Raw genomic sequence first — 15,201 nt, forward strand, 5'->3', positions numbered from 1 at the left:
ATCGAGACCGAGAGAAGACTGAGCCATATGGCCACCACTTCGCTTGACCTGGCCAAGGTCCGCAACATCGGGATCATGGCCCACATCGACGCGGGCAAGACGACGACCACCGAGCGCATCCTGTTCTACACCGGTGTGAGCTACAAGATCGGTGAGGTCCACGACGGCGCCGCCACGATGGACTGGATGGAGCAGGAGCAGGAGCGCGGCATCACGATTACGTCCGCCGCGACGACCTGTCACTGGCCGCTCGAGGACGTCGATCACACGATCAACATCATCGACACGCCGGGTCACGTCGACTTCACCGTCGAGGTGGAGCGTTCGCTCCGCGTCCTCGACGGCGCTGTCACCGTGTTCGACGGTGTCGCCGGTGTCGAGCCCCAGTCCGAGACCGTCTGGCGTCAGGCGGACCGCTACGGCGTGCCGCGCATCTGCTTCGTCAACAAGCTCGACCGGACCGGTGCCGAGTTCCACCGCTGTGTCGACATGATCGTGAACCGCCTCGGCGCGACCCCGATCGTCATGCAGCTCCCCATCGGCGCCGAGGCCGACTTCAAGGGTGTCGTCGACCTTGTTCGTATGAAGGCCCTTGTCTGGTCCGCCGAGGCCACCAAGGGTGAGATGTACGACGTCGTCGACATCCCGGCCACGCACGCCGAGGCCGCCGAGGAGTGGCGCGGCAAGCTGGTCGAGACGGTCGCGGAGAACGACGAAGAGATCATGGAGCTGTACCTGGAGGGCCAGGAGCCCACCGAGGAGCAGCTGTACGCCGCGATCCGTCGTATCACCATCGCGTCCGGCAAGGGCGGCGACACCACGGTCACCCCGGTGTTCTGTGGCACCGCGTTCAAGAACAAGGGCGTCCAGCCCCTGCTCGACGCGGTCGTGCGCTACCTCCCCTCCCCCCTGGACGTCGAGGCCATCGAGGGCCACGACGTGAAGGACCCGGAGGAGGTCGTCCGCCGCAAGCCGTCCGAGACCGAGCCGCTGTCGGCGCTCGCGTTCAAGATCGCGAGCGACCCGCACCTCGGCAAGCTCACCTTCATCCGGGTCTACTCGGGTCGCCTGGAGGCCGGCACCTCGGTGCTGAACTCCGTCAAGGGCAAGAAGGAGCGCATCGGCAAGATCTACCGCATGCACGCCAACAAGCGTGAGGAGATCGACTCGGTGGGTGCCGGCGACATCGTCGCCGTCATGGGCCTGAAGCAGACCACCACCGGTGAGACGCTGTGCGACGAGAAGAACCCGGTGATCCTGGAGTCCATGGACTTCCCGGCGCCGGTCATCCAGGTCGCGATCGAGCCCAAGTCCAAGGGTGACCAGGAGAAGCTGGGTGTCGCCATCCAGCGTCTCGCGGAGGAGGACCCCTCCTTCCAGGTTCACTCGGACGAGGAGACCGGCCAGACCATCATCGGTGGTATGGGCGAGCTTCACCTCGACGTCCTCGTCGACCGTATGCGCCGCGAGTTCAAGGTCGAGGCCAACGTCGGCAAGCCGCAGGTCGCGTACCGCGAGACGATCCGCAAGGCCGTCGAGCGTCACGACTACACGCACAAGAAGCAGACCGGTGGTACCGGTCAGTTCGCCAAGGTGCAGATTGCGATCGAGCCGATCGAGGGCGGCGACGCCTCGTACGAGTTCGTGAACAAGGTCACCGGTGGCCGCATCCCCAAGGAGTACATCCCCTCGGTGGACGCGGGTGCGCAGGAGGCCATGCAGTTCGGCATCCTGGCGGGCTACGAGATGACCGGCGTTCGCGTCGTTCTTCTCGACGGTGGCTACCACGAGGTCGACTCCTCCGAACTCGCCTTCAAGATCGCCGGCTCGCAGGCCTTCAAGGAGGCCGCGCGCAAGGCTTCGCCCGTGCTGCTCGAGCCGATGATGTCCGTCGAGGTCACCACGCCCGAGGACTACATGGGCGAGGTCATCGGCGACATCAACTCCCGCCGTGGTCAGATTCAGGCCATGGAGGAGCGCAGCGGCGCTCGCGTCGTGAAGGGCCTCGTGCCCCTCTCGGAGATGTTCGGCTACGTCGGAGACCTCCGCAGCAAGACCTCGGGTCGCGCAAGCTACTCGATGCAGTTCGACTCCTACGCCGAGGTTCCCCGGAACGTCGCCGAGGAGATCATCGCGAAGGCCAAGGGCGAGTAACTCACCCGAGTTCACGCTTTAGGCTTGACACCGTCCGCCGGGGGGTTCGCCCCGATACCTTCGGGTCGTAACCCCGGCGGCCGGCTTCCCAGCAAAGATCACCTGGCGCCGATGAGTAAGGCGTACAGAACCACTCCACAGGAGGACCCCAGTGGCGAAGGCGAAGTTCGAGCGGACTAAGCCGCACGTCAACATCGGCACCATCGGTCACATCGACCACGGTAAGACGACCCTCACGGCCGCCATTACCAAGGTGCTGCACGACGCGTACCCGGACCTGAACGAGGCCTCGGCCTTCGACCAGATCGACAAGGCTCCTGAGGAGCGCCAGCGCGGTATCACCATCTCCATCGCGCACGTCGAGTACCAGACCGAGTCGCGTCACTACGCCCACGTCGACTGCCCCGGTCACGCGGACTACATCAAGAACATGATCACCGGTGCTGCCCAGATGGACGGCGCCATCCTCGTGGTCGCCGCCACCGACGGCCCGATGCCGCAGACCAAGGAGCACGTGCTCCTGGCCCGCCAGGTCGGCGTTCCGTACATCGTCGTCGCCCTGAACAAGGCCGACATGGTGGACGACGAGGAGATCCTGGAGCTCGTCGAGCTCGAGGTGCGTGAGCTCCTCTCCGAGTACGAGTTCCCGGGCGACGACCTGCCGGTCGTCAAGGTCTCGGCGCTCAAGGCGCTCGAGGGTGACGCCGAGTGGGGCCAGACCGTCCTCGACCTGATGAAGGCCGTCGACGAGTCGATCCCGCAGCCCGAGCGTGACGTCGACAAGCCGTTCCTGATGCCGATCGAGGACGTCTTCACGATCACCGGTCGTGGCACCGTCGTCACCGGTCGTATCGAGCGTGGTGTCCTCAAGGTCAACGAGACCGTCGACATCGTCGGTATCAAGACCGAGAAGACCACCACCACGGTCACCGGCATCGAGATGTTCCGCAAGCTGCTCGACGAGGGCCAGGCCGGTGAGAACGTCGGTCTGCTCCTCCGTGGCATCAAGCGCGAGGACGTCGAGCGCGGCCAGGTCATCATCAAGCCCGGTTCGGTCACGCCGCACACCGAGTTCGAGGCCCAGGCCTACATCCTGTCGAAGGACGAGGGTGGCCGTCACACCCCCTTCTTCAACAACTACCGCCCGCAGTTCTACTTCCGTACCACGGACGTGACCGGCGTCGTGACCCTCCCCGAGGGCACCGAGATGGTCATGCCGGGCGACAACACCACCATGACGGTGAACCTGATTCAGCCCGTCGCCATGGAGGAAGGCCTCAAGTTCGCCATCCGTGAGGGTGGCCGGACCGTCGGCGCCGGCCAGGTCACCAAGATCGTCAAGTAAGTTCCCCGGAACTTCGACGGTTCGACCTGGTGGCTCGCTTGAGCTGCAAGAAGGGCCCCGCACCTGCTGGTGCGGGGCCCTTCGGCGTTTGCGCGCAGGTGTGCGCACCGGGTGCCCGGGGCTGACCTGATCGTTCCGCAGCCGGTCCTGATCGGGCCTTTCTGTGCGGTGTCCTGCCTGGTCAGAATAGGTGCCATGAGACGAGCGCTGATAGTCATCGATGTCCAGGAATCCTTCCGGGCGCGCCCGCTGTGGAAGCAGATCGCCGACCCGGAGATCGCCGAGCCGGTCAACCGGCTTGTCGGGCTGGCCCGTTCGGCCGGAGACCTGGTGGTGTGGGTGCTGCACACCGAACCCGGCAGCGGCGATGTGTTCGACCCGGCGCTCGGACACGTACGGCTCCTGGCGGAACTCCGGCGTCCGGCGGCGGGCGAACCCGTGCTGCACAAGACGTCGCACAACGCCTTCACCACCACCGATCTGCAGCGGATCCTGACCGCCGAAGGCGTGGGCGAGCTGTGGGTGTGCGGCATCCGCACCGAACAGTGCGTGGAGACGACCACCCGCCTGGGCAGCGACCTCGGCTACCGGATGGTCTTCGTCAGCGACGCCACCACCACCAACCCGATCGGTGGACTCAGCGCCGAAGCGATCATCGAGCGGACCGAGGCGGTCCTGCGCGACCGGTTCGCCCGCATCGCCACCGTGGCCGAGTTGGAGGCGGAGTCGGGAGCGTCCGCGGCGTGAGCCAGGTCGTCTTCGTCCTCGTCCCCGGCGTTCATCTGCTCGACCTGGCCGGACCCGCCCAGGTCTTCGGCACCGCGGCGGACTTCGGGCATCCCTACCGGCTCGCCTATGTCGCCGAGCGGGAGCAGGTGCCCAGCGCCCAGGGCCTGCCGCTGGCGGCATCGACCCGCTGGCCGGAGCTGGGACCGGACGACCTGATCGTGGTGCCGGGCTGGCGCGCGCCCACACTGCGCGGCGGCCCGCTCCCCGGCTCGTCGGTGCTGGAACGACTGCGCGCCCACCACGCGGCCGGGGGCACCGTCGCCAGCGTGTGCGCCGGCGCCGAGGCCCTGGGTCTCGCCGGGCTGCTGGACGGACGGCGGTGCACCACGCACCACCACCTCCAGGAGGAGCTGGCGGCGAGGCATCCGAGGGCGGTCGTCGTACGGGACGTGCTGTTCACCACCGACGACCGGGTGGTGACCTCGGCCGGCATCGCCAGCGGCATCGACCTGGCGCTGCACCTGCTGGCCGGGCGGCACGGCCCGGCGCTCGCGGCCCGGGTCGCGCGCGAGATGGTCGTCTACGCCCGCCGCAACGGCAACGAACCGCAGACCAGCGCCATGCTGCGGCACCGGTCCCATGTGGACGACACCGTCCACGAGGTCCAGGACCTCATCGACGCCCGGTTCACCGCGGCGCTGCCGCTGGCGGATCTGGCGGCCTTCGCCGGCGTGAGCGCACGCACCCTCACCCGGCTGTTCGTCCGCGCCACCGGGGGTCTGACGCCCCTGCGCTACCAGCAGGCGCTACGGGTAGAACGGGCCGAGCACTTGGTCGGCCTCGGCGCGACCGTGGAGAGCGCGGCACGCGAGGTGGGCTTCGAGGACGCGCGGATGCTGCGGCGGCTGAGGGCGCGGGCGCCGCTGTGACCGCGTGGCCCCGGATGCCAGGGTCCGCGTTCCCGGATGCCGGGGCCCTGCGCTCTCGGTCCGCCGTCGCGGGCCCGTCCGGCGATGACGGGTGCCGGGTCGTGGCGGGCGCAGTCAGCCGTCCGCCCCGGGGCTGGGCCACCAGGTCCACGGGTGGGCGTCCGCGCCCAGGCCCACGACGGCCGGGCCGTCGCCGCCCATGTGCAGGCTGGGCACGTCGATGCTCTGCACCCCGGCCATACGGGTCAACAGGCGTCCGGCGAAACGGAGTTGGATCCGGCCGTGCAGATCCATGCCCAGGAGGGCGGCACCGTTCTTCCCGACCGCCGCCCGTACGGGCCCGTACCCCTCGAAGCGGATTGCCGGCAGCCGCTTTCCGTCGGGACCTATACGGGTGAGCCCGGCCGCCGCCGTGCCTCGGGAGTCCGTCGGCGTGGCGCGCTCGTAGGGCCGCTCCTGCCGGTACAGCAGCTGGAGGGCCCCGTCGGCATCCGCCAGCGCGGCCGGAACGTCCACGGCCGCCGGCAGCCGGCCCCCCGGACGCAGGGCCATGGCCCCGCCGGGCGCGTCCTGGGCCCAATGGTGCACGGTGTCGTGCCCGGCGCCGAAGAGGTGGACGCGGCCCTCGGTGTCGACGACGGTGGTCAGCCCGTCCTGGATCTCGCCGCCGCCGAGGTCCTGCCAGCCGCTCCAGCCGCCGCCGGTGTCCCGCACCCGGGTGCTGACGCCCTTGTCCGCGTTGCGCACGAAGAGATGCACCCGGCCGTCCGGCGCGGTGACGGCCACCGGTACGCCGATGCGCCGGCCGCGGTCGTCGTCGCGCTCGGGATTGCCCAGACCGCGCCAGGCGAGGAAGGACCCGCCGGCGGAGCGCTGCTCCAGCAGCACGATCTCGCGGGCATTGTCCCCGCCGTGCCCGCTGACCGCCGAGAACCGCAGCCCGAACAGCAGTTGCCTGCCGTCCTCCAGCGCGGCGGCGCCCAGGGCGGGGGCGAGTGGGCCGCCGCCGAGGTCGGCGGGCTTGCCCCAGCGACCGCTCCCGGGGTCGCTCTCGCGCCAGCGGACCGCCCGCAGCCCGAGCACCCCGTAGGCGGACAGCCGTCCGTCCGGTTCCCTCACGACGGCGGTGCGGGGGCCGGGGTAGCGGTGGTGGGTGGAGCGGACCCACCCCTTCTTGTTCTTCAGCGGGCGCTTGCCGCCGACGTTGTAGTCGCCGCAGCCGGCCGCGTTGCCGCAGTCCCAGTCGGGGTCGCCGCCGTAGGGGACGAGGTGCGACGCCTTGCGGCCCAGCACGGCGGCGGGGAGGTTCTTCGGCCAGTGACGGTTGTAGTACCCGCGGAAGGACGTCGCCACGAAGGCGGGCACCTCGCCGCCGTCCTGCGTCGCCTCGGCCACCCAGCGGACCATGGCCGCCCAGCTGAAGGAGGCCACCGCCGTGTGGTCGGCGTGGTCGGAGTAGCCGCGCTGCTCACTGTCCTTCTTGCGCGTCGCCTCGTCGCTGTGCTGGATGTCCGGATCCGGGTCGAGGGTCTGCACGACGGTCGGCCGGTAACGCTCCATCAGTCCGACGAGCACGTCGACGAGTTGGTCGTAGTCGTACGAGTCGGCCTTGCGGACGGGGGAGTCGTCGGCCACGACGGTCGCGAGTCCGAGCGCCCGGTCGTGCCACAGGCTCGGCAGGCCCATCCGGTCGCCGCGGGCGGTGTGCATGGCGAGGTTGAGGAAGATCAGCTCGACCCGGCGGACGCCGTTCGCCAGAGTGTTGATCTCTGCCCGCCGGTCGCCGCGCAGGGTCACGACGCCCTTCTGCCAGTCGGTGAACCTGTCGAGCCCGAGCAACTCGGCGTACGCCTGGCGCAGTCCTTGGTGGCGGGCCGAGGAGTACGCGGTCTTGTCGACGGGGACGTCCCAGTCACCTGGTATGTGGTTCTTGCCGTCGGCCTCGCCGGCGGTGACGTACACGCAGACCAGCGGCACCCCGGCGGTCAGCATCTGCTGCGTGTCCGGGTTCATGAAGTACAGGTCGTCGTCCGGGTGCGCCAGGATCTGCATCAGCTGCGCCCGCCGGGAGCTGGCTATCGGAATGCCGGGCGCGGGATCGGCCACCGGGCCCGATCGCCGCGGGGCGGGTACGGAACAGCCGCCGAGCGCGCCCGTGCCGGCCAGGGCGGCGAGTGCGGTGAGGGCGGCGACGACACTGCGGCGGCGCGGCCTCGGCCGGGTGGTGGCGTTCCGGTCGTCCTCGCGCGCGGCCCCGGGCAGCGCGCAGACAGCTCTGTCCTTCACTGGTGATGCTCCGTCCGCTTCCCCCCGCAGCGGACGGGCAGTGTCACGCCCCCGACTGCGTACTGTGATCTCCCCACGTGCGGACGGGCTGGTCAGGGCCCTTCCGACGATCAACAAGACGGCGGCGAGCGGTGTGGGGTTGCCTGGCGGCATGTGTGGCCTTGGCCGCGCGGCGGGGCGGGGCCAGGCGGTCCCGGCCGCGCGGCCGGGTACGGGCATGGGTCTTCGCCGCGTGGCCGGGTGGGGTCAGGTGGTCTTGGCCGGGCAGCGGGGTGGGGGCACGTGGTCTTCCCACGGCGCGGCCGGGTGGCCGATGCAGGGTCGTACGTTCCCGCCGTCGGCGCGCGTCAGCGCAGGGTCGGTACGTCCCCGCCGTCGGCGCGCGTCACCGTCACACCGGGGAGCCCCCGCAGCCACCGGTCCGCGATCCGGTCGATCACCGCCCGCTCCGGCGGAGTCGCGCCGAGCCCGATCGCCAGGCGCGGCGGATCCGTGCCCCAGGGCCTGGGCCAGGCGTGGGCGTCGGGGGCCACCTCGGACAGCTCGGTGAGCAGCGCGCGCATCCGGCCCCGGACCCGTCCCTCGTCCGGGCCCGGCGGTACGGTCACGACCGCCCAGGCCGCGTGCCGCCGGTGCAGCGGCGGCGGGCACAGCAGCAGTTCCGCGGAGCCGGCCCCGAGCAACTCCCAGGCGCGGAACAGCTCCTGCGTGAGCAGGTCGCGCATGCCGGGCGTGACCTGATCGCTGCAGGGGCGCACGGGCTCGGACGGGGTCATGATCGTGACCGGCAGGCTGGGCCCACCCGGCAGGGCCGTGCCCACCGGTTCGCGCCAGTCCCAGGCCGCCCACGTCGCGAAGAAGTGCCGCAGCAACTCGGCGGGCGGCACATCCCCGGCCTCGCGGACGGTGCGGGCGGCGAGCACGGACCACGCCAGTCCCGGCAGTCCGCCGAACGGCGCCGAGTCGAGGCCCCGCGCCTTCGCCCACGCCTTGACCTCCCGCGCCAGCCGGGTGAACACCTCGCGGCGGTCGCCGACTCGTGCGAGGACCGCTTCCGCGTCGCTGACCGCGCTGAGCGCGATCGCCGCCGCCTCGCCCAGTTCGGTACGGCGGTCGACGGCCCGGGCGGGCGCCGTCGCTCCGGTGGGCACCACGACCAGGTCCACGGTCAGCGCGCCGACGTCCATCCGCAGGCCGGGGACCCGCGCGCCGACCACCTCGCGCATGCCGGACGCCTCGGGCAGGGCCGCCGCCGACCGGGCACGCACGTCCGCGAGCCGGACGTCGCCCGGCAGCGCGGCCACCAGGTCCAGATCCGCGCCGGGCAGCGCGCAGCCCATGGCACGGGAGCCGACGACGTGGACGACGCCGTCGGGGAGCGCGGCCGCGACGCGCTCCGCGATGCGCCCGGCGCGCGCGGCTTCTGCGGTGTCCGCCGCCACTCCGTCCGCAGGCACCTCCTCCGGTACCCAGCGGACCTCCCCGGTGCCCAGTGCCACCGTCGCCCGGACGCGCATCGGTTCGGTGCCGCGGCGCGAAAGCAGCGCCAGCTCGCCGACCCGCACCCGCACGGGGGCGAGCCGTTCGGCGCACTGGGCGGCCAGGGCGTGGGGATCCGTGGTCCGGCCCAGGCTGAGGTGCGGGGTGAAGCCCTCGCGGCGGCCCCGGCAGGCCGGGAAGCGTCCGGCCAGCGCCTCCCGCAGCGCCGCCCACGGCTCCTCGCCGCCTGCCGCCGGGTCCAGCCACACCGTGGCGTCCTCGCGGTGGCCGAACCACTGCACGCCGTCGAGCCGCGCGTCGAACGGCGCGCTCTCCGCGGCGGCCGCCGCGATCAGCGGGGCCGCCCGCTCGAAGGCGTGCTCCGGCACGAAACCGAAGAGCAGGTTGACGTGCGGCGGCCACCGGCGGATCTGCGGGTCGTGGTCCCGGCGGATCTCCTGCAGCGGTGGCCACACCTCGTGCGGCGGGAGCCACGCCAGCGCCGTACGGGGCGTCGGCCGCAGGTCCAGCACCTCCCCGGGCTCGGCTCCGGCGAGACCCAGCTCGACGCCCACTCCGTAGTGGTCGGAGATGTACAGGCCCTCGTCCGTCGGCGTGTCGCCGCACAGCACGGCCTCCCGCACCCGCAGTCCCTCCGCGCGCAGCAGCACCCGGTCCAGCCGGGAGGCGCGCCCCGTCAGCGAGGAGACCGCGGCGAGCGGATTGACGCCGGGGTCGAAGGTGGGGGTCGTGTCGTCCGGGCCATGGACCTCGCTCCAGGCGTCGCGCATCCCGAGGGCCGTGCCCGGTGCGTCCGTGCCGTCGTTGAAGTCGCCCATCAGGACGACATCGCCGTCCAGCTGCGCCAGTCCCTCGGCGATCCGGACCAGTTCGGCATCGCGCCGCCCGGCGCCGTTCTCGGAGTGGTCGCTGCTCAGATGGGTCGCGGCCACCGTGAGCGGCTCCGCCCCCGGCTCCGTGCCCGTCTCCACGACCAGTGCGGTCACCGCCTTGTGCGAGCCGAGTCCGTGGTGACCGGCCTCCCGCACCGGCAGCCTGCTCAGCAGGAGGAGACCGCACTCGTCGACGTCCCGCGCCCCCGGATCGGTGCCGAGGGTGTACGCCTCACGCACCCACGGCTCGGCCAGCACCATCGTGAGCAACCGGGGCTCGACCTCCTGGAGCGCGATGACGTCGGCGTCGGCGGCGCGGAGGGCGGCCAGGAGCAGCGGCCTGCGCAGCGCGGTGTCGATGCGGTCGGCGTCGTAGCGGTCCCACAGGGTGTTCCACGTCAGCACGCGCAGCGGGCCCAAGGGCGCGGCGCCCCGGGGCGTGCGCGCGGGCACCCAGTCGGCGCCGTCCCACACGTGCGGCGTGCGGGCCGCGAAGAACGGCGCCCGCAGCCGGCGAGCCTCGCGCACCCGCCCCGCGTCCGTGGCGTCGATCCGGTCGACGCCGGACGTCCGGTCCCAGACCACCTCGCCGTCGGCCTCGAAGAACAGGACCCGGTGCCAGGGGATGTCGCCGCCGGGCACGAACGCGGGCAGCGGCACCCGCTTGGGCGGCGCCCCGCGCTGGAGGACCCCGATCACGAAGCGGGCGGGGTCGAAGCGCGCGTCCCAGCGCACCCGGTGGTAGATCTCCTCGCTGGTGCGCACCTCTACGCCTCCTCCTCGACGGTCCCGCTCGCCCCGATGTACCAGGTGCGGTGCGCCTGGCCCGGGTACGGCGGGCCGAAGCGGTGCAGCTGGGCGGCGAGGACTTCACGCGGCACGGGATGCTCGCGTGCGCCGTTGCGGCGGACGAGCTCGTCCTCGTCGACGAGGACCACGGCATGGGTGATCAGGGCGTCGCGGCGCCGGGCGACCGTATGCACCAGGGAACGCTGTTGCTGGTTGAGCGACGTCGCGTCCCACACCACGGTGCCTCCCGCGGCCAGGGCGGTGTCCAGCCGGCCGAGCCCCGTGCGCAGGACTTCCTGGTTGGCCTTCTGGTCGGAGCGCGCGCCGCGGGCCTCGCGCAGGTCGTCGAGTGAGACGTACGCGTCCACTCCGGGGAGCCCCCGCGCGAACGTGCTCTTGCCGCTGCCCGACGGCCCCACCATCTGGATCAGCTTGGGGAAGCCGCCCGTACGCCACCGCCAGGTCGCCGCGACGGCCTCCTCGGCCGAGCCGATCCGCCCGAGCGCGTACGCTTCGCGGGACTCGGCGAGGCAGCGTGCGGCCGCGTCGTCGTCCAGGCCGGCGAAGGCTTCCCGCAGCCCTTCGACAGGTCGTGCGTCCTCCGCATGCAGCGCGGACCACTCCACCTGCTCGCGCGCCCCGGCGGTCGGCGCGGTAGCCCGTGCGACGGCGTGCAGGACGCCGAGATCTGCGGCGTACGCCATCCGCAGCAGACCGGCACCCCGGTCCTCGTCCGGGTAGGGCCGGTGCAGCGCCGGGTGGAGCCCGACGAGGTCCGCGACGCGCCGGGCGAGCGGCATGCCGAGCACCGGAGCCAGCTTCGGCGCGAGCCACGCCCGCCGGGTGCCGTGCAGCAGTGTGGCCAGTACGCCGGCGAGCCGGGCATCGCCCGTCGCATCGGCCGCCTCCAGCCTGCCGAGGGCGGCCCCGTCCCCGCCGGGCACCCCGACCGCGGCCGCGAGCGCCTGCGCGTCGGCGGGCGCGCCGGAACGCACCGCCCACAAAGGGGCGTTCGGGCCGAGTCCGTTCTCCACCACGGCCGCGTGCATCCAGTGCGTACCGGTCTGCACATGACCGGGGCGCACCCACTTGGCCACGCGCTGCCCGAAGTCCTCGGCGGCGAACCCCTCGGCGGTCCGGACGACGTATCCCTCCTGCCGCGTGAGGTCGAGCCGCATCGTGCGCAGCGTCTTCTCGGCCCGCGCGTCGAACACGCCCCGCCACAGCACGCGCGGCACGGGGATGCCCAGATCGCGCAGGAACGGCACGGTCCGGTCCCAGTCGAGGCAACGGCCGCGGGCGTCCCACACGGAGAAGCCGTAGAAGTAGCCGTCCAGGTCGTCGTACGCGAGTGAGTGCCGGGCGTACATGTTCTCGCCGCACACCCGCCAGCCCGCGGGTATGGCGTGCCCGATCCGCCCGTGCAGCGCCTTGACCCAGGCCCGGGACGGATGGTGCGCCGAGTCCAGGGACCGGGCGTGCAGGCCGTCGGCGTACAGCGTGGTGTTCTCGCCGTCGAGCTTCTCGGTGACGACGACCTCGCGCCCGCACAGGCGCGACAGGTCGCTGACGCGCAGATCGTCCACACTCGCGCCGGGCGACCAGGGCAGGTGCGGCGTGCGCGGATAGTGCGTACGCATGGTGATCGATCCCCCGTCATGGCCGACTGCCCGGTCACTCTAGGTGTGCGGGGACGCGGCCTCCAGCGGATATTCCGACGGGCCACAGAGGATGCGACCGGGCCGCGAGCGAGGACGGCGCGAGGGCGCGCGAGGACGGCGCTGCGTCGCCCGCCCACGCGCGGTGACCGTATGGTCCGGATATGCCCGGGCCGGGGAGGCGGTGAGAATCTTGATCGCGCTGGGGCGGTGATCGGTTCCCGGTTCGAGTCCGGCCGTGGACGTCCACGGCCGTCACTGCTGCGTCTCGCCGCTGTGCGGGGAGGCGCTGGCCGCGTGCTCCGGCGGGCAGGTGGGCCTGGGGGACCGGGGCGACCGGCTCGGCGGAGCTCTGACCCGGCGGCACTTCCCGGTGATCGTGACGGTGGCCGCGGCCACCGGGGTGCGCAAAGGGCGACGCCGCGCGCGAGGGTGCCGGATCTGCCCGCCGCCCTGGCCGCACGTGCATGGTGGACCTGCTCGGCGGGCTACCGCTCGAGCCGGCCACAAGGCGCAGCGTGAGCGCCCGTTCGGGAGCGGGCCGAGGGAAGCGGAGGCCCTGGTGGAACGGGTCTTCCGCGCGCCGCGGTTTGACAGTCAACCCCCTCGGGGTAATCTCTTCGGCTCGATTGGCCAGGGGGCGGGACCGTGTGGCAGACTGTCCGGGTTGCTCGGTTGAGTACCGATGCTGCGCGCCTCCCGCCGGGAGGACCGGAAGCGAGTCCCACAGTACTCGTCGACCCCATGCGGGTCGGACGTACGGGAATCTTCCGGGAAGTGTCAGCGGGGTACCGGCCAGGCACTCGGCGGGAGCTCTTCTCCCGGTTCCGCGGTCTTCAGGCCCGCACCCCTTGGTTGGGAAATCCTTCGGGAGATCTTCGTAGAGGGAATGCGACACGCCCGACCGCGTGGGTCGGAGAAGAGGGCAGGACCCTCCGAGTACCAGAGCGTTTTCACTAGACAAAGGACTACTGAGTAGCCATGGCGGGACAGAAGATCCGCATCCGGCTCAAGGCCTACGACCACGAGGTCATCGACTCCTCGGCGAAGAAGATCGTCGAGACGGTGACCCGCACTGGTGCGTCGGTCGCGGGCCCGGTGCCGCTGCCCACTGAGAAGAACGTGTACTGCGTCATCAAGTCGCCGCACAAGTACAAGGACTCGCGCGAGCACTTCGAGATGCGCACGCACAAGCGCCTGATCGACATCCTCGACCCGACGCCCAAGACCGTTGACTCGCTGATGCGCCTGGACCTTCCGGCCGGCGTTGACATCGAGATCAAGCTCTGAGAGGCGCGGAAGAGATGGCTAAGCAGATCAAGGGCGTCCTGGGCGAGAAGCTCGGCATGACCCAGGTCTGGGACGAGAACAACCGTGTCGTCCCGGTGACCGTTGTCAAGGCCGGGCCCTGCGTCGTTACCCAGGTCCGCACGAACGACATCGACGGCTACGAGTCGGTCCAGATCGCCTTCGGCGAGATCGACCCGCGCAAGGTGAACAAGCCCCTCAAGGGCCACTTCGCCAAGGCCGACGTGACCCCCCGCCGTCACCTGGTGGAGCTCCGTACCCCTGACGCCAGCGAGTACACGCTGGGCCAGGAGATCACTGCCGAGGTGTTCGAGTCCGGCGTCAAGGTTGACGTCACGGGCAAGAGCAAGGGCAAGGGCTTCGCCGGTGTCATGAAGCGTCACAACTTCAAGGGCCTCGGCGCCGGTCACGGCACCCAGCGCAAGCACCGCTCTCCCGGCTCTATCGGTGGCTGTGCCACCCCGGGCCGTGTGTTCAAGGGCCTCCGCATGGCGGGCCGCATGGGCAACGAGCGGGTCACCACCCAGAACCTGACCGTTCACGCCGTTGACGCGGAGAAGGGTCTGCTGCTCATCAAGGGCGCAGTTCCCGGTCCGAACGGCGGCCTGGTCCTGGTCCGCACTGCGGCCAAGGGGGCCTGAGGACTATGAGCACCATTGACATTCTGTCGCCCGCCGGCGACAAGTCCGGGACCGTAGAGCTCCCGGCCGAGATCTTCGACGCCAAGGTCAGCATCCCGCTGATCCACCAGGTCGTCGTCGCGCAGCTGGCCGCCGCCCGTCAGGGCACGCACAAGGTCAAGACGCGTGGCGAGGTCCGTGGTGGTGGCAAGAAGCCCTACCGCCAGAAGGGCACCGGCCGCGCGCGCCAGGGTTCGACCCGTGCGCCGCAGTTCGCCGGCGGTGGCGTCGTCCACGGCCCCGTGCCGCGTGACTACTCGCAGCGGACCCCGAAGAAGATGAAGGCCGCCGCCCTGCGCGGTGCCCTCTCGGACCGGGCGCGTCACTCCCGTATCCATGTCGTCTCCGGCGTGGTCGAGGGTGAGGTCTCCACCAAGGCAGCGAAGACGCTGTTCGGCAAGATCAGTGAGCGCAAGAACCTGCTCCTGGTCGTCGACCGCGCCGACGAGGCCGCGTGGCTGTCCGCCCGCAACCTGCCCCAGGTCCACATCCTGGAGCCGGGCCAGCTGAACACGTACGACGTGCTCGTCTCCGACGACGTGGTCTTCACCCAGGCCGCCTTCGAGTCCTTCGTGTCCGGCCCCAAGGCCGCCAACGACACCGAAGGGAGCGAGGCCTGATGTCCGAGGCCACTATCACCAGCAAGACCTACTCGGACCCGCGCGACATTCTTGTCAAGCCGGTTGTTTCCGAGAAGAGCTACGCGCTGCTGGACGAGAACAAGTACACGTTCATCGTCGACCCGCGTGCCAACAAGACCCAGATCAAGCAGGCCGTCGAGGCGGTCTTCTCGGTCAAGGTCACCGGGGTCAACACGATCAACCGCCAGGGCAAGCGCAAGCGCACCCGCACCGGTTTCGGCAAGCGCGCCAACACCAAGCGCGCCATCGTGACCCTTGCTGAGGGCGACCGTATCGACATCTTCGGCGGCCCGACCTCCTGACGGAGGTC

11 protein-coding genes are annotated in these 15,201 nt (G+C 71.1%); 8 read left to right on the plus strand and 3 right to left on the minus strand.

Annotated elements, in window-relative coordinates; all coding sequences use genetic code 11:
• Positions 1-27: 27 nt before the first annotated feature.
• The 4 genes from fusA (at position 28) to ACH5AF_RS20055 (ending at position 5,157) form a co-directional block, all read left to right on the plus strand.
• The gene (gene fusA / locus ACH5AF_RS20040) at positions 28-2,154 is read left to right on the plus strand and encodes an elongation factor G (RefSeq protein ID WP_398902964.1); all 2,127 of its coding nucleotides are present in this window, start codon (positions 28-30) and stop codon (positions 2,152-2,154) included.
• 151 nt (positions 2,155-2,305) lie between these two features.
• On the plus strand, positions 2,306-3,499 hold the full coding sequence (gene tuf / locus ACH5AF_RS20045; RefSeq protein WP_398902965.1) for an elongation factor Tu: 1,194 nt from the start codon (positions 2,306-2,308) through the stop codon (positions 3,497-3,499).
• A 195-nt stretch (positions 3,500-3,694) separates the two neighbouring features.
• The gene (locus ACH5AF_RS20050) at positions 3,695-4,246 is read left to right on the plus strand and encodes a cysteine hydrolase family protein (RefSeq protein WP_398902966.1); all 552 of its coding nucleotides are present in this window, start codon (positions 3,695-3,697) and stop codon (positions 4,244-4,246) included.
• Complete coding sequence (locus tag ACH5AF_RS20055; RefSeq protein WP_398902967.1) at positions 4,243-5,157, plus strand: GlxA family transcriptional regulator; 915 nt, start codon at positions 4,243-4,245, stop codon at positions 5,155-5,157. Before ACH5AF_RS20050 ends, ACH5AF_RS20055 begins: the two co-directional genes overlap by 4 nt.
• A 114-nt stretch (positions 5,158-5,271) precedes the next feature.
• Here ACH5AF_RS20055 and ACH5AF_RS20060 read toward each other — a convergent pair whose 3' ends face one another.
• From ACH5AF_RS20060 to ACH5AF_RS20070, 3 genes are all read right to left on the minus strand, one after another.
• The gene (locus ACH5AF_RS20060; protein ID WP_398902968.1) at positions 5,272-7,443 is read right to left on the minus strand and encodes a PIG-L family deacetylase; all 2,172 of its coding nucleotides are present in this window, start codon (positions 7,441-7,443) and stop codon (positions 5,272-5,274) included.
• A 347-nt stretch (positions 7,444-7,790) separates the two neighbouring features.
• Complete coding sequence (locus ACH5AF_RS20065; RefSeq protein WP_398902969.1) at positions 7,791-10,580, minus strand: poly(A) polymerase; 2,790 nt, start codon at positions 10,578-10,580, stop codon at positions 7,791-7,793.
• Positions 10,581-10,582: 2 nt separating this feature from the next.
• Positions 10,583-12,244 carry an RNA ligase family protein gene (locus ACH5AF_RS20070; protein WP_398902970.1) on the minus strand — a complete coding sequence of 554 codons (1,662 nt, stop codon included), beginning with the start codon at positions 12,242-12,244 and terminating at the stop codon, positions 10,583-10,585.
• A 999-nt stretch (positions 12,245-13,243) separates the two neighbouring features.
• Here ACH5AF_RS20070 and rpsJ point away from each other — a divergent pair.
• From rpsJ to rplW, 4 genes are read left to right on the plus strand one after another with little or no spacing between them, the layout of a single operon-like run.
• Positions 13,244-13,552 (plus strand): 30S ribosomal protein S10, encoded by a 309-nt coding sequence (rpsJ, locus tag ACH5AF_RS20075; RefSeq protein ID WP_003948644.1) that lies wholly within the window; start codon positions 13,244-13,246, stop codon positions 13,550-13,552.
• A gap of 14 nt (positions 13,553-13,566) precedes the next feature.
• Entirely contained in the window at positions 13,567-14,211 is a 645-nt protein-coding gene (gene rplC / locus ACH5AF_RS20080; protein ID WP_005313592.1) for a 50S ribosomal protein L3, read from the plus strand.
• 5 nt (positions 14,212-14,216) lie between these two features.
• A complete protein-coding gene (rplD, locus tag ACH5AF_RS20085) occupies positions 14,217-14,870 on the plus strand; it encodes a 50S ribosomal protein L4 (RefSeq protein ID WP_398902971.1) in 654 nt (217 codons plus the stop codon).
• Positions 14,870-15,193, plus strand: coding sequence for a 50S ribosomal protein L23 (rplW, locus tag ACH5AF_RS20090; protein ID WP_215183665.1), 324 nt, complete (start codon positions 14,870-14,872; stop codon positions 15,191-15,193). The genes rplD and rplW overlap by 1 nt, the downstream gene beginning before the upstream one ends.
• Positions 15,194-15,201 lie beyond the last annotated feature (8 nt).

The organism is Streptomyces sp. NPDC018833, assembly GCF_044390825.1.
Taxonomy (GTDB): Bacteria; Actinomycetota; Actinomycetes; order Streptomycetales; family Streptomycetaceae; genus Streptomyces.

Bases quoted from the DNA above. Each gene is read 5' to 3' on its own strand.
- rplD (WP_398902971.1), top strand. From the start codon at position 14,217: ATGAGCACCATTGACATTCTGTCGCCCGCCGGCGACAAGTCCGGGACC.
- fusA (WP_398902964.1), top strand. From the start codon at position 28: ATGGCCACCACTTCGCTTGACCTGGCCAAGGTCCGCAACATCGGGATC.
- rpsJ (WP_003948644.1), top strand. From the start codon at position 13,244: ATGGCGGGACAGAAGATCCGCATCCGGCTCAAGGCCTACGACCACGAG.
- ACH5AF_RS20070 (WP_398902970.1), bottom strand. From the start codon at position 12,244: ATGCGTACGCACTATCCGCGCACGCCGCACCTGCCCTGGTCGCCCGGC.
- ACH5AF_RS20050 (WP_398902966.1), top strand. From the start codon at position 3,695: ATGAGACGAGCGCTGATAGTCATCGATGTCCAGGAATCCTTCCGGGCG.
- rplW (WP_215183665.1), top strand. From the start codon at position 14,870: ATGTCCGAGGCCACTATCACCAGCAAGACCTACTCGGACCCGCGCGAC.
- rplC (WP_005313592.1), top strand. From the start codon at position 13,567: ATGGCTAAGCAGATCAAGGGCGTCCTGGGCGAGAAGCTCGGCATGACC.